This window comes from Microcoleus sp. T3_A4 (assembly GCF_036700465.1).
Lineage (GTDB): Bacteria > Cyanobacteriota > Cyanobacteriia > Cyanobacteriales > Microcoleaceae > Microcoleus.
On sequence record NZ_JAUBOY010000054.1, the window covers coordinates 29,425 to 42,973 of the forward strand.

The 13,549-nt window shown below is 46.8% G+C and carries 13 protein-coding genes and 2 pseudogenes; 7 read left to right on the top strand and 8 right to left on the bottom strand.

Annotated elements, in window-relative coordinates:
* Positions 1–64: 64 nt before the first annotated feature.
* Together QUA07_RS24940 and QUA07_RS24945 are read left to right on the top strand one after the other, a co-directional pair.
* Positions 65–430, top strand: coding sequence for a hypothetical protein (locus QUA07_RS24940; RefSeq protein WP_333330536.1), 366 nt, complete (start codon positions 65–67; stop codon positions 428–430).
* Positions 431–572: 142 nt separating this feature from the next.
* Positions 573–1,520 (top strand): annotated as a pseudogene (locus tag QUA07_RS24945) (Rpn family recombination-promoting nuclease/putative transposase).
* Positions 1,521–1,591: 71 nt separating this feature from the next.
* Here QUA07_RS24945 and QUA07_RS24950 read toward each other — a convergent pair.
* The 5 genes and pseudogenes from QUA07_RS24950 to QUA07_RS24970 all read right to left on the bottom strand — a co-directional run bounded on the left by QUA07_RS24950 (position 1,592) and on the right by QUA07_RS24970 (position 4,033).
* Positions 1,592–2,095: a DUF2243 domain-containing protein gene (locus QUA07_RS24950; protein ID WP_333330539.1), complete on the bottom strand. Its 504-nt coding sequence runs from the start codon at positions 2,093–2,095 to the stop codon at positions 1,592–1,594.
* A gap of 221 nt (positions 2,096–2,316) precedes the next feature.
* Complete coding sequence (locus QUA07_RS24955) at positions 2,317–2,559, bottom strand: YgiT-type zinc finger protein (RefSeq protein ID WP_333330542.1); 243 nt, start codon at positions 2,557–2,559, stop codon at positions 2,317–2,319.
* Between the two features lie 12 nt (positions 2,560–2,571).
* On the bottom strand, positions 2,572–2,796 hold the full coding sequence (locus QUA07_RS24960) for a hypothetical protein (RefSeq protein ID WP_293157603.1): 225 nt from the start codon (positions 2,794–2,796) through the stop codon (positions 2,572–2,574).
* A gap of 8 nt (positions 2,797–2,804) precedes the next feature.
* The gene (locus QUA07_RS24965) at positions 2,805–3,035 is read right to left on the bottom strand and encodes a hypothetical protein (RefSeq protein ID WP_333330545.1); all 231 of its coding nucleotides are present in this window, start codon (positions 3,033–3,035) and stop codon (positions 2,805–2,807) included.
* Between the two features lie 158 nt (positions 3,036–3,193).
* Positions 3,194–4,033 (bottom strand): annotated as a pseudogene (locus tag QUA07_RS24970) (GUN4 domain-containing protein).
* Positions 4,034–4,230: 197 nt separating this feature from the next.
* Here QUA07_RS24970 and QUA07_RS24975 point away from each other — a divergent pair.
* Positions 4,231–5,067, top strand: coding sequence for an IS5 family transposase (locus tag QUA07_RS24975; protein WP_445305910.1), 837 nt, complete (start codon positions 4,231–4,233; stop codon positions 5,065–5,067).
* Here QUA07_RS24975 and QUA07_RS24980 read toward each other — a convergent pair.
* Positions 4,964–5,584: a serine/threonine protein kinase gene (locus tag QUA07_RS24980; protein WP_445305911.1), complete on the bottom strand. Its 621-nt coding sequence runs from the start codon at positions 5,582–5,584 to the stop codon at positions 4,964–4,966. The genes QUA07_RS24975 and QUA07_RS24980 overlap by 104 nt on opposite strands.
* Before the next feature lie 74 nt (positions 5,585–5,658).
* Entirely contained in the window at positions 5,659–5,838 is a 180-nt protein-coding gene (locus QUA07_RS24985; protein WP_333330547.1) for a hypothetical protein, read from the bottom strand.
* 40 nt (positions 5,839–5,878) lie between these two features.
* On the opposite strand from QUA07_RS24985, the gene ispG reads away from it, so the two are divergent.
* Positions 5,879–7,099: a (E)-4-hydroxy-3-methylbut-2-enyl-diphosphate synthase gene (gene ispG, locus QUA07_RS24990; RefSeq protein ID WP_333330550.1), complete on the top strand. Its 1,221-nt coding sequence runs from the start codon at positions 5,879–5,881 to the stop codon at positions 7,097–7,099.
* Positions 7,100–7,435: 336 nt separating this feature from the next.
* A complete protein-coding gene (gene ctpC / locus QUA07_RS24995) occupies positions 7,436–8,791 on the top strand; it encodes a carboxyl-terminal processing protease CtpC (protein WP_333330553.1) in 1,356 nt (451 codons plus the stop codon).
* Between the two features lie 230 nt (positions 8,792–9,021).
* On the opposite strand, the gene QUA07_RS25000 is transcribed toward ctpC, so the two are convergent.
* Entirely contained in the window at positions 9,022–9,228 is a 207-nt protein-coding gene (locus QUA07_RS25000; RefSeq protein ID WP_190741122.1) for a DDE transposase family protein, read from the bottom strand.
* A 196-nt stretch (positions 9,229–9,424) separates the two neighbouring features.
* On the opposite strand from QUA07_RS25000, the gene QUA07_RS25005 reads away from it, so the two are divergent.
* Entirely contained in the window at positions 9,425–11,941 is a 2,517-nt protein-coding gene (locus QUA07_RS25005) for a TIGR03032 family protein (RefSeq protein WP_333330557.1), read from the top strand.
* A 77-nt stretch (positions 11,942–12,018) separates the two neighbouring features.
* On the top strand, positions 12,019–13,549 hold a 1,531-nt coding region (locus tag QUA07_RS25010), incomplete at its 3' end, for an FG-GAP-like repeat-containing protein (RefSeq protein ID WP_333330560.1).

Here is a 13,549-nt window from a genome sequence, read left to right on the forward strand (position 1 = left end):
TAATAGTAACAGCAGCAAATTGGTACTACCAACCCCGCACACAAGGTTATAGGAGTTAAGTCAAATGGCAAACAAACTCCAAGTAAAAACAGAGTCGATCGGCTACAGCGACTTTTACTGGAACCGCTTTAGTCCGAGAGTTGCGACTATCAGCAGCGTCCGCAACGCCAATCACTGGGACGGCGGATTTATCACTTATATTGCATTTCCCACGAAAGTCGAAGCTACAGCAGCAATGAAATATTTGCTCTTGCATCAAAAAGCTGCTGATGTCGATATGCGGAAAGCCAAGCGAATGAAAGCAAAAGGCATTCGGTGGGAACTCAAAATTCGGGGTTTAGCTTTTAATGAAGTGCTGAAACTGGCAACAATGGATATAACTGGAAAGCTAGTTATGTCACCTGCAACTACTACTGAAGCCACAGGCTGATAAAAGCATTCAGATAACAGGTTGGGTTGAGACAACAAAACCCAACCCTTCCAATATTGGCCAATATCCATCTTCCTCTCTTTTCTCCTCCTCTGCGTCCTCTGCGCCCTCTGCGGTTAATAAAAAAAATCCTATAAAATATATGCGTTTCATCAGTCCCAAAACAGACTTTGCTTTCAAAAGAATATTCGGTTCTTCCGAACACCCATAAATTTTAATCAGCTTCCTAAATGCAATGCTGTATAACGGAGAACCAACAATCCAAGAATTAGAAATAATTGATCCTTATTCGGCCGGAAGCGTTACAGGATTGAAAGACACTTACCTAGATGTCAAAGCCAAGATTACCGGGAACAAAACCGTGATTGTGGAAATGCAGGTACTCAACGTCGCCGCCTTTGAAACACGGGTAGTGTACAATGCAGCCAAAACCTATTCTACTCAACTCAAAGCCGGAGAAGGTTATTTAAAGTTAAATCCAGTCATTGCTTTAACCATCACCGACTTTATCTTATTTGAAAACACCGAAAAACTAATCTCTAACTTTGAATTCACAGAAACCGAAGAGAAATTCGTTTATCCCAACTGCGAGTTAAAATTAGTGTTTGTCGAGTTACCGAAATTCAAAAAAGAATTGAATGAACTCGAAACTCTGCCGGAAAAATGGATTTATTTTATGAAAAATGCGCCCTCTTTGGAAGCAGTACCAGAGACATTGGGGTCTATTGAAGAGATTAATACCGCGCTGGGAATTGCCAACCGAGCAAATTTGACCCTAGACGAATTGAACGATGTAGACAAGCGAGAAATGTTTATCCAAGACCAAATCGGGTCTGTGATGAAAGGGATAGAAATTGGTCTACAACAGGGGATTGAACAGGGAATACAACAAGGAATCGAAAGGGGTAAAATTGAGGGGGAAATAGGATTAATTATGCGTCAGATAGTGCGGCGGGTGGGTGATGTTACAGTGGAAGTTCAAACTCGCATCCAGGGGTTATCTGCGGAACAGTTAGAGGATTTGGGAGAAGCTTTGTTGGATTTTAGGAGTCAAGAGGATTTGATTGCGTGGTTGGATGCGGCGGGATGAACTGATGAGTTAAAAAGAGGGTGGGGGATTTGTAACACGGATTTGGTATAATTCTCAATCTCTGCATTCATTTAAACTTTACTATCTGCGGGAACTTCCCTCTGTACCAGTATCCAACCTAACAGCGCTAAACTAACTCCAAGGGCGAGAAATCCTAAATCCCAAGCTAACTCGTTGATACCGGGTTTGACGTGGTGGATTCCCAAAATTTGATGGTCAACAATGCCTTCAACAAAGTCAAACAATCCAGCACCAATTAATATTGAACCGAAAAAAGTTTGAGTTGACAAAGGAACATCTTTGCGCTTAACCGCACGCCACAAACAGAAGATTCCCGCTACTGTTACCAACCAATCTGCTGCGTGAAACAATCCATCTCCGAGGGTATTTAATTCTAAACCGGCAACGGTAGCATCGGTTTTAACGCTGCTAAACATATGGTGCCACTGGAGGAGTTGGTGCAGTACAATGCCGTCAAAAAAGCCGGATTGACCGATACCGAGGAGAATTCCTGCGATAATTAGAGGTTGGCGGTTGTTAGCTGCGGTGGTTGGTGCGTTTGTACGATCGTCCAATGGAAAACCTCCGATGCTTTAAATGCTGAGCCTGGGTCTGTGAAGGGATTTGCCAGTACATTTTTTAGTTTTGCTGGGGAGGAGGGGCGATCGCATCATCCGCGAGATAGATTTCTGGAGTGAAGTGCGATCCTCTTCGAGGGCTTCGCTAACGCGGGTTGATTTTTGATGGATGATGGGAAGTGCGATCGATCTTTTTAAACAAATTATCCCCCTCTAACTTACCCAACGCGAAAAGATTGCCCCATCGCTTGAAATTCTTGAGTCTCTTCCCGCTGCAATTGCTGTCTAATTTTGGCAAATTTCCTAACTGTTTCCACACAGTAGAACCGTTCTCCACAGCTTAGGCAAACTTCAGCGGATACTTTTAAGATAGCAGTATGCTTGCCGCCCCGTAAAAGTTTATCAACTTCTTTGATAACTATTTCACCGCCGCAAATTGGGCATTTTTCTACAGATAGCATTGTTAATTTCTCCTATGCAAACACTGCTTCTACGGCTTTCGGCAATGCTATCGGCACGAAATATGCGACTGGATACAAATAATCTTCGCCGGATTCATCAATAACTCGGATAAATTGATGTTCCGCAGCGCGATTATCGGGTATGATTCGATAAATTTTTCGCACTTCCAAGGATGCTTGATAGTCTTGATTATTAATGCAAACTACAAATTGTGTTTCTAAGTTATGGGGATTCATGACTCCTCCTATAAAATATATTTGATTTTGATTTCTTTTTTTCCAATGCCGTGTGCTTCGTACCAATGTAGCTCAGCTTCGCAGGCTGTACCATCAGTCAGGCTAATTGTGGCTATGCCTTTGAGTTTTCTCCAACGTCCATTACCATAATTTTTCTGCAAACGTTCCACTTCCCGAATTGATTTATCTACTGCTATTGTTTCAATATTAGTAATGTTTCCTATAATTTGAAAGTTCATTCGACATCAAACATTATGTTAACAATTAGTATCACTGGTAGCCTTTTAGCCCAGTCCGGTCAGTGCCAGGTATCGGAAACGTAGAACTGGCGTGGCTTCGTGGTTTTTGCCTTTGTAATAAATCTTTATGAAAACCTGAAACGCTTAGATGTTACAGTCTACAAGTCTCGACGCGAGAGAAGAGAACGCCCCACAACAAGCCCCCCACCAACCACCCCATCAGTTAACTTTCCCTTCACACACGGGAGGTGTCCTATAGGTGCTTTGGTGTTGAATTTTAGATCATTATAGTGCAACCATTTACTACTATTCACACGCCAACCTACCCGATCGCCAAAAGCTGCCCAAATTTTCCGATCATATTCTCTGCTTCCCCCCAGACTTTCATAGATGCGTTTCTGCACCGAAAAGCCGAAACGTCCGTTACTGTATTTTACCTAAAGTTGGTCAATAGTTCGTAAGTCTTCACAGGGGAATCGATCGATATCTTCACCCCTCAGCCAGTTATCTTTTGTTCTCCCCGCTACTTCCAGCATTTTTATTGCCGTTTCCCCATCCGCCTCTTGCCATTTTCCGCTAGCCAACAGCCGATCGAGTTGACGATAATCAACTCCTTTTGCTGAAATCAATTTTACAGGTTGTGGCGCTGGCTGCGGGCTAGGAATCGTTGGCGAAACACCCCCTCTTTGCCCCCGATTGCCGGGGGATTGGGGAAGCATAGCCAACCATTTTTCCACCGACTGAGGACGCTTTGTCTCATCCATTTCCATCCCTTTCATAATTGCTCGATGCACCGCATCGCTAATATTAGGATTAATCTGAAACGGCGGCTTTAAAGGATGATTTAAAGGCCTCAAGAATGCAGCAGTTGGTTGTGTTCTCGTTAGCAGATAGTATAGAGTTGCCGCCAGAGCATAAACATCTGTGTACTCAGCAAATCTGCCCATTTCCCCGTACTGTTCGGGAGGCGCAAAACCATGTGTTAATCCAACAGTCATTTGCTGAGTGCGATCGGGAATAAAACCCCGTGCCAAACCAAAGTCAATAGATCTCTTGCAAAATAATTTTATGATATAATGAAAAGTTTTGCTGAGATTTAATTGAATCCCAACTCCTAACTTATTTTCACTCTGGTCTTGCTATAAACAGGATAAAATGCTAGAAAGTTCTGTTGTCGTTACACAATAAGTAAATCATGAAAAATCAATCTTATCTAAATTTGAAACCCGCTCAATTTCAACGTAGATTTGGTATCAAGATTGAAACCCTAAAAGCAATGGTTAACGCCTTAGAAAGCTTCCGGCTAGAAAATCCTAAAGACAGAAGAGGACGTCCCACCATTCTAACTCTCGAAGAACAGGTCTTAGTAGCCTTGGAATATTGGCGAGAATATCGAACATATTTTCATATTGGGACAAGTTGGGGAGTATCTGAATCAACTATTTGCCGAATTGTAACTGATATCGAATCAACTTTAATGAAAACGGGAAAGTTCCGTATTCCGGGCAAAAAGGCATTACTCAAAGACTCTGATTATCCAGAATTCGTGGTGATGGATGTCACAGAAACAGCTATTGAACGACCTAAAAAAAAACAGAAGAGATATTACTCAGGCAAGAAGAAATGTCATACTCTAAAAACTCAATTGGTAATTAATCAAGAGACAAGAGAAATTATTTGCACTGCTTTTAGACCAGGGCATTGCCACGATTTTAACTTGTTCAAAAAAAGTAAAATTTATTTTCATCCCGAAAGAAATAGCTTACAAGACAGTGGCTATCAAGGGATAAAGGATTATCACCCTAATAGTTATATCCCTAGAAAAAAACCAAAAAAGGGGAAACTTTCTCGTCTAGAAAAAGACTACAATCGAGTTCTAGCACAGGAGCGAATTATGATTGAACACGTTAATCGGAGTCTCAAAATTTTTAAAATATTGTCGAGTCGTTATCGGAATCGCCGTCGCCGTTATGGTCTGCGTTGTAATTTGTTGTCAGCAATTTACAATTATGAGTTAGCTCTAGGGGGCTAAATTTAAAACTTCTGATTATAACATATATCTTTTTTGCAAGAGGTCTAATCAAAACTGCATCAAAATTGTCGCGTACCATAATGTTTTGTGGCTTGATATCCCGATGTAGCAAACCTTTTTCGTGAACTACTATTACCGCTTCTGCCACTTGGCGGATGTAGTTTAAAGCTTCGGTTTCCCACAGGAAACCTCGCTTTTCTACCAAATTCCACAAATCTTTCCCTGCCACATATTCCATCGCAATACAAGGCAAATCACCATGAATGAAATAGTTGTCTATTTGCACAATATTGGGATGTTTGCACAAAGATAGCAGTAGCGCCTCATCCCGGAATTTGTCCCGAAACCAGGCAAAATTTGGATCTCTCAATAAGTCGTCTTTCAGCGTTTTGATGACAACCCGCTGCCTGTTTTGCGCCTTCTGTGCTAGGTAGGTGATGCCAAAGCCGCCCTCACCTAACTTGCCTTCAATGATATACCGATCGCCATTTAACCGCTGCCCCGGTGTCCAAACCATTCCCCTCACCGCCAACCAATATTAATTTTTATCTCGGCCTAGCCTGTATTTTAACTGTATTTTTTAAGTTGGGTTTAGTTCCACGGGCCCAACTTAAGTTCGCCTTCCCGGTGATGGTTGGCTTTTAGTTCGATCGCCCTTTTGCGACATAATTCGATCGACAAATTCGCAGCAATCTCATTAAGAATCCTAAATCCCAAAACCTCTTTGTCCAAACAGACCCTTTCTATGGCAACCTGAAAAACAGCAGACACATTTTTATAGACCTTAGTAACAGAACACTAGCAACCAGTTATGCAAACTCTGCCGAACCCCACTAAAACCCCCACCACCGAACCAACCTTCGACACCACCATCAAACGCCGCAAAACCCGGCCAGTCAAAGTCGGTAGCGTCACCATCGGCGGCGGCAACCCCGTCGTCGTACAGTCGATGATTAACGAAGACACCCTCGACATCGACGGTTCAGTCGCCGGAATTCGGCGCTTGCACGAGATAGGCTGCGAAATCGTCCGCGTCACCGTGCCCAGCATGGCCCACGCCAAAGCCTTAGCCGAAATCAAGCAAAAACTGCACGCCACCTACCAACCCGTGCCCCTCGTCGCCGATGTCCACCACAACGGCATGAAAATTGCCCTCGAAGTCGCCAAACACGTAGACAAAGTGAGAATCAATCCCGGACTTTACGTGTTCGAGAAGCCGAAAGCAGACAGAAGCGAATACACCGACAGCGAATTCGCGGAAATTGGCGAAAAAATCCGCGAAACCCTGGAACCTCTGGTGATTTCCCTGCGCGACCAAGGCAAAGCTTTGCGAATCGGCGTTAATCACGGTTCCCTCGCCGAACGGATGCTTTTTACCTACGGCGACACGCCCGAAGGCATGGTAGAATCGGCCCTGGAATTCATCAAAATTTGCGAATCCCTCGACTTCCGCAACATCGTGATTTCTCTCAAAGCCTCCCGCGCACCGGTGATGGTTGCTGCTTACCGCTTGATGGTGCACCGGATGGACGAACTCGGCATGGATTACCCGCTGCATTTGGGCGTCACGGAAGCAGGAGACGGCGAATACGGCCGCATCAAATCCACCGCAGGCCTCGCACCTTTGTTAGCTGACGGTATCGGTGACACCATCCGCGTCTCGCTGACAGAGGCCCCAGAAAAGGAGATTCCCGTTTGCTACAGCATTCTGCAAGCCTTGGGACTGCGGAAAACGATGGTTGAGTATGTCGCTTGTCCTTCCTGCGGTCGCACTTTGTTTAATTTAGAGGAAGTGTTACACAAAGTGAGAGAGGCGACGAAGCATCTCACGGGTTTGGATATAGCAGTAATGGGCTGTATTGTCAATGGGCCAGGAGAAATGGCTGATGCTGACTACGGCTACGTCGGGAAGCAACCGGGTTATATCTCGCTGTACCGGGGCCGGGAAGAAATTAAGAAAGTGCCAGAAGACCGAGGTGTGGCAGAATTGATTGACTTGATTAAATCGGACGATCGCTGGGTCGATCCTTAATTGCTGTCGTTAGCGCAGCCCTCGGAGAGGATCGCCCCTAATGCGTGTTTTAAACCCGGAGATCCCCCCTAACCCCCCTTAGTAAGGGGGGGACAAGAGCGATCTAAGTCCTTGTTAAGGGGGGGACAATAACGCTCAAAGTCCCCCTTCTTAAGGGGGATTTAGGGGGATCTAGGCTTCGATACAAACGAGAAAGACAGAGGGTTTCACTCTTAAGTTGATACCGCAGAACTCGGCAAAGTTAAATAATATATGTACGCCAACTACGACCGAGCCTTGCCTGTGTTAGATTGAGCGTAATTATTCTGAACTCTTTTCCTCCCGCGCGTCAGACAAATGGTTATAACAAAACGAGGGCTTGTTCTAAGTGCAGCAGCAGTGGTACTCACTGCTGTAACTCTTGCGAACACTGGTTGCAGTTCTAAATCTCTGGCTTCTTTTCGGGGAAGCCCTAAAGAGTTGGTTGATGAAGTTTGGCAGATTATTGACAAAAGTTATGTAGATGGCACTTTTAACCAGGTTGACTGGAAAGCGGTGCGGAATGATTATTTGAACCGGACTTATACCAGCGACGACGAAGCTTACAAAGCAATTCGGGAAATGCTGAAGAAGCTGGATGATCCTTATACGCGGTTTATGGACCCTCAAGAGTTCAGAAATATGCAGGTTGAAACTTCTGGGGAACTGACAGGAGTTGGGATTCAGTTGACTCAAGATGAGGAAACCAAAAAGTTGGTGGTGATTTCGCCGATCGAAGATACCCCTGCTTTTAGTGCTGGTATTCTGGCAAAAGATATCATTACTAAGATTGACGGCAAGAGCACAGAAGGCATGGATACGAATCAAGCAGTAAGTTTGATTCGCGGTCAGGTGAATACTGAGGTGACGCTGACTATTTTGCGGGGAAGCAAGGAATTAGAATTTAAGCTGAAGCGCGCTAAAATTGAAATTCATCCTGTGCGGAAGTCGGTGCAGAAAACTCCCATCGGAGAAGTCGGCTATATTCGCTTAAATCAGTTCAGTGCGAATGCTGCATCGGAAATGCGATCGGCAATTAAGGATTTGGAACAGAAAAAGGTAACGGGCTATATTTTAGACTTGCGTTCCAATCCCGGCGGGTTGCTGTACGGAAGTATTGAAATTGCTCGGATGTGGCTCAAAGAAGGTACGATCGTCTCAACGGTCGATCGAGTCGGTGAAGCCGATAAACAAACGGCAAACAAGGCAGCGATCTCAGACAAACCGTTAGTTGTACTGGTAGACGGCGGTTCAGCAAGTGCTAGCGAGATTCTATCCGGTGCTTTGCAAGACAACAAACGCGCGGTTTTAGTGGGAACAAAGACGTTTGGTAAAGGTTTAGTTCAGTCAGTACGCGGCGTGGGAAATGGTGCGGGTTTGGCGGTGACAATTGCCAAGTATTTTACTCCCAACGGCACTGATATCAACCACGCCGGGATTGAACCGGATTTTAAGGTAGAACTCACCGACGCTCAAAAACAGGAATTGAGGCGCGATCGCGATAAAATCGCTACAACGGCAGATCCGCAGTACGCGAAAGCTATGGAAGTTTTGACACAGCAAGTTACTGGTAAAACAGGGAACAATAAGGCGGAGTCGAAACCGAATGCAGCGCCACCTAAACCGAATGCGGCGCAAGCAAAACCGAGTGCGGCACCTTCTAAATCTAAGTAGAAAACCTGTTTCAGTTGACAGTTGACAGTTGACAGTTGACAGCGACCTATACCTGGAAGGAAGAGGATGGGAGTAATGAATAGTCGGATTTTAATTTCTCCCGCTTATGGGTTCCGGCTTTAAACCAATTCTTTCGGGTAAGGTTTCAGTTAAAAAAAGCATTCGGGGGAAGATTTACGGCTAAAAGCCAAGATTTTACACTCGAATGCTTCGCTATTTTTGGCAATCGGTCATTGCGGCTGGCATTTGCCGGCGCGAATTAATCCGATGCGGCGGGCGATGGCATCTTCTGGCGAATCGTAAGGGCCCCACTTTTCAATAATACTGGGGTTTTGTTCTTCGAGTTGGGCGATCCTCTGCGAGGGCTCCGCCAACGGCAAAATATCGCAATTACCCGCAGGACGTTTGACAATATAAAATTTTGGTGTTTCTGTCATAGCTAAATTCGTCACATAAAAGCTGGATACTAACTAGGCAATGGGATAATTATATCGGCGTTGCTGATTTACGGTATGAACGGCTAAATATGCAAATCATAAAAACCCTTGTCCACAAAGCTTCTGGATTTTTGCCTGGTTCTTTTTCATACCCTGATTAAGTAAGGCCAAAAATCTTTAACTATAAAGTCAATTTATGAGTTCTATGATTCAGATTACCCCCTTAACACACTTCAATCAATGGCTGGCTGCACAGAAAATCAGCCTCGCCTTCACCACCTATCAAACCAATCGGTTATTCTTGATTGGATTGAAACCCGATGGCAGGTTGTCAGTGTTTGATCGCGAATTCGATCGCCCGATGGGACTATTTGCCACCTCAGAAGGCCTCGTGATGAGTACCTGTTATCAAATCTGGCAATTTGACAATCTTTGCCGTGAGGAAGTGGGCGATTATTTAGGGTACGACAAACTCTACGTTCCCCGCATCGGCTACACCACTGGTGACATAAATACTCACGACCTAATCGTAGATAAATCGCAAAACTGGGTATTTGTCAACACCCAATTTAGTTGTCTGGCAACACGCGATCGCGACTACAGTTTTCGCCCCATCTGGCAACCGCCGTTTATCTCCTCCCTCGCCGCCGAAGATCGCTGTCACCTCAACGGTTTAGCAATGGTAGATGGCGAACCCGCTTACGTCACTGCTTGTTCCCAAACCGATATTCCCGCAGGTTGGCGATCGCATCGAGGCGGCGGCGGCTGCATTATCGATATCCGTTCTAACGAAATCATTTGTAGCGGCTTAACCATGCCCCACTCACCCCGATTTTACCAGAATAAACTGTGGGTACTCAACTCCGGTACTGGCGAATTAGGCTATGTAGAAAATGGACAATTTCAGGCGATCGCCTTCTGCCCCGGTTTCGTCAGAGGGTTGGCATTTCATAACAACTATGCGATCGTCGGACTCTCCAAACCCAGACATGAAAATTTTCAAGGATTGACATTAAGCGATCGCTTATCCGCCCAACAGCAACAACCTCAATGCGGATTGATGGTAGTGGATTTAAACACAGGCAATATCGTCCACTCGCTGATATTTGAAGAAGTCGTCAAAGAATTATTTGACATTGCTGTATTGCCCGGAGTGCGGCAGCCAATGGCATTAGGATTTCAAACCGACGAAATCGAACGATTAGTTACTTTCCCAGGTTCTAGCATTATATCAATCAGACCCGGCATTCATCAACCCCCTGAAACATCTGTCAAAGTCAGCGAATCCCTCGTGCCTGCCGTGATTGGCACAGAAAAATTAGAAACCGCAGCCGCAGCTTTTGATCGCGGCAGAGAGTTACAAAAACAACTAAAATTGGAAGAAGCAGCCGCTTATTTTCAAGAAGCCATTTCCCTCGATCGCAACTATATCCCTGCCTACAATAACTTAGGAAATCTCCTGCAATTACAGGGAAAAATCCCAGAAGCGATCGCCCTACTCCAACGCGCCATCGAGATTAATCCCAATCAAGCAGCCACCCGCTGCAATCTCGCCAGCGCTTACCTATTGCAAGGGAATATCGCAGCAGCAAAAGCTGGATATGAAGAAACACTACGCCTCGATCCGAATTTCTATCTCGCCTATCTTAACCTCGGAAAGTTGCACGCCTCGCGCCAAGAAACTGTCATAGCTGAAGGTTATTTGAGAGAAGCGCTGCGCCTCAAACCCGACAATACCGAAGTGAGAACAGCCCTTGAAAGCCTGACTTCTGGAAAACCAACCTTGCTAAACCCACCGCGTCAACCAGAAGAAACGCGCTATCCCGTCAAATACCAAGCTGTTTACAACCTCACAGCCGACAATATTTCCGCCTACGATGCCTTCACCTTCCCCAGCCTGCAAAAACGCTGGCAAACCCAAACTAAACGGGGCGAAATTGTAGGAATTTCTGCCACCATTTCCCATCAAATGGTAGGAATGGCGATCGCCGAAATCCTTCCCGAATCCCAGAACCCGCCATCCTTATCTGCCAGCATCATCTCCTGCTACGTCGTTCCCCACCATCGCCATCAAAGCATCGGCACAACCCTGATCGGGAATTTGGAAAAAGAACTGAAAAAAGTCGGTTGTCAGCGAGTCGAAATCTCCTACAAAAGCAGTGAATTAACAGCACTAGCCCTCGAACCCCTATTAAAAAACAAAGGCTGGCTCCCCCCTCAAACCACCTTTTTATTAGCCCAAACCACAACCCAAAAAATTGCCGAAGCCCCTTGGCTGCACAAATACCCCTTACCCGATTCATTTACCGTTTTTCCCGGGAGCGAAATCACCGCCCAGGAGCGCCAAGCCATTCTTCAACAAGGGGAATATCCAAACCCATTGAATCCCTTTAGCGACGAATCCAGAATCGAACCGCTCAATAGTTTAGGATTGTGCCATAATGGAGAAGTCATCGGCTGGATGATCACCCACCGCGTCGCCCCAAATACTATTCGCTACTCCAGCTTATTGGTGCGAAAAAAGTATCAAAAATTAGGTCGAGGAATATCCCTGTTAGCCGCATCAATTAAACTGCAAATCGACAGTGAGATAGAGAATGGCACTTTTTCAGTGGCGGCAGACAACGAGCCAATGCTCTCCTTCCTTAATCGGCATCTGCGCCCCTATTTAACCGGAATAGGCTCTTCGCGCATCGCCGTTAAACTGCTTTAAAAAGTCAGGACTAAAGCCAACTGGCACTCTTAGTGAGCGTTCCTCCCATCCAATTGCCAATTACCCATTAAAAAACTATGCCCGCCTTTGCCGCCCCCCAAACTAACCCCTTCAACCTCACCGATGTGGGGACTTCCGCCTCCCCCACCTTTGTCGATATTGACGGCGACGGCGATTTAGATGCCTTCGTTGGGGCAGGTGACGGCTTCACGCTCTACTACCGGAATACCGGCACCGCTAGCGCCCCAGTCTTTGCCGCCCCCCAAACAAACCCCTTCAACCTCACCAATGTGGGGTTTTTAGCCACCCCCACCTTTGTCGATATTGACAGCGACGGCGATTTAGATGCCTTCGTTGGGACAGGTGACGGCAACACTTACTACTACCAGAATACCGGCACCGCTAGCGCCCCAGTCTTTGCCGCCCCCCAAACTAACCCCTTCAACCTCACCGATGTGGGGAATTACGCCTCCCCCACCTTTGTCGATATTGACGGCGACGGCGATTTAGATGCCTTCGTTGGGGCAATTGACGGCACCACGCGCTACTACCGGAATATCGGCACCGCTAGCGCCCCAGTCTTTGCCGCCCCCCAAACAAACCCCTTCAACCTCACCAATGTGGGGTATTTAGCCGCCCCCACCTTAGTCGATATTGACGGCGACGGCGATTTAGATGCCTTCGTTGGGGCAGGTGACGGCAACACGCGCTACTACCGGAATACCGGCACCGCTAGCGCCCCAGTCTTTGCCGCCCCCCTAACTAACCCCTTCAACCTCACCAATGTGGGGAATTACGCCTCCCCCACCTTAGTCGATATTGACGGCGACGGCGATTTAGATGCCTTCGTTGGGGCACAGGACGGCAACACGCGCTACTACCAAGATTTGCTTCCCCGTGTCAGCATTGCCCCCGGCACCACACCCAGCGAAGCCGAACCCACCGCCCCCGTCAACGGCAACTTCGTCGTCACCCTCTCAGCCCCCGCCACCGCCAACACCACCATCAACTACACCGTCAGCGGTAAAGCCACACCGGGCAGCGACTACACCGCCTTATCGGGTAGCGTCACCATCCTCACAGGGCAAACCACAGCCACTATTAACGTCATTCCCGTCTTAGATAACGTCAGCGATCCCAGCGAAACCGTACAAATCACCCTCACTGCTGGCACAGGATACAACCTAACGAAGACTAAAACTGCCGTACTGCAAATCGCCGATAACATACCCAAAACTTTTACCGCCCCCCAAACAAACCCCTTCAACCTCACCGATGTGGGGAGTATCGCCTCCCCCACCTTAGTCGATATTGACGGCGACGGCGATTTAGATGCCTTTGTTGGGGCAAGTGACGGCAACACTTACTACTACCGGAATACCGGCACCGCTAGCGCCCCAGTCTTTGCCGCCCCCCAAACAAACCCCTTCAACCTCACCGATGTGGGGTCTGTCGCCTCCCCCACCTTTGTCGATATTGACGGCGACGGCGATTTAGATGCCTTTGTTGGGGTACGGGACGGCAACACGCGCTACTACCGGAATACCGGCACCGCTAGCGCCCCAGTCTTTGCCGCCCCCCAAACAAACCCCTTCAACCTCACCGATG

Coding starts and splice junctions, on each gene's coding strand:
- QUA07_RS24975 (WP_445305910.1), top strand. CDS start 4,231: ATGAAAAATCAATCTTATCTAAATTTGAAACCCGCTCAATTTCAACGT.
- ctpC (WP_333330553.1), top strand. CDS start 7,436: ATGGTTATAACAAAACGAGGGCTTGTTCTAAGTGCAGCAGCAGTGGTA.
- QUA07_RS25005 (WP_333330557.1), top strand. CDS start 9,425: ATGAGTTCTATGATTCAGATTACCCCCTTAACACACTTCAATCAATGG.
- QUA07_RS24965 (WP_333330545.1), bottom strand. CDS start 3,035: ATGAACTTTCAAATTATAGGAAACATTACTAATATTGAAACAATAGCA.
- QUA07_RS25000 (WP_190741122.1), bottom strand. CDS start 9,228: ATGACAGAAACACCAAAATTTTATATTGTCAAACGTCCTGCGGGTAAT.
- QUA07_RS24955 (WP_333330542.1), bottom strand. CDS start 2,559: ATGCTATCTGTAGAAAAATGCCCAATTTGCGGCGGTGAAATAGTTATC.
- QUA07_RS24960 (WP_293157603.1), bottom strand. CDS start 2,796: ATGAATCCCCATAACTTAGAAACACAATTTGTAGTTTGCATTAATAAT.
- QUA07_RS24980 (WP_445305911.1), bottom strand. CDS start 5,584: ATGGTTTGGACACCGGGGCAGCGGTTAAATGGCGATCGGTATATCATT.
- ispG (WP_333330550.1), top strand. CDS start 5,879: ATGCAAACTCTGCCGAACCCCACTAAAACCCCCACCACCGAACCAACC.
- QUA07_RS24940 (WP_333330536.1), top strand. CDS start 65: ATGGCAAACAAACTCCAAGTAAAAACAGAGTCGATCGGCTACAGCGAC.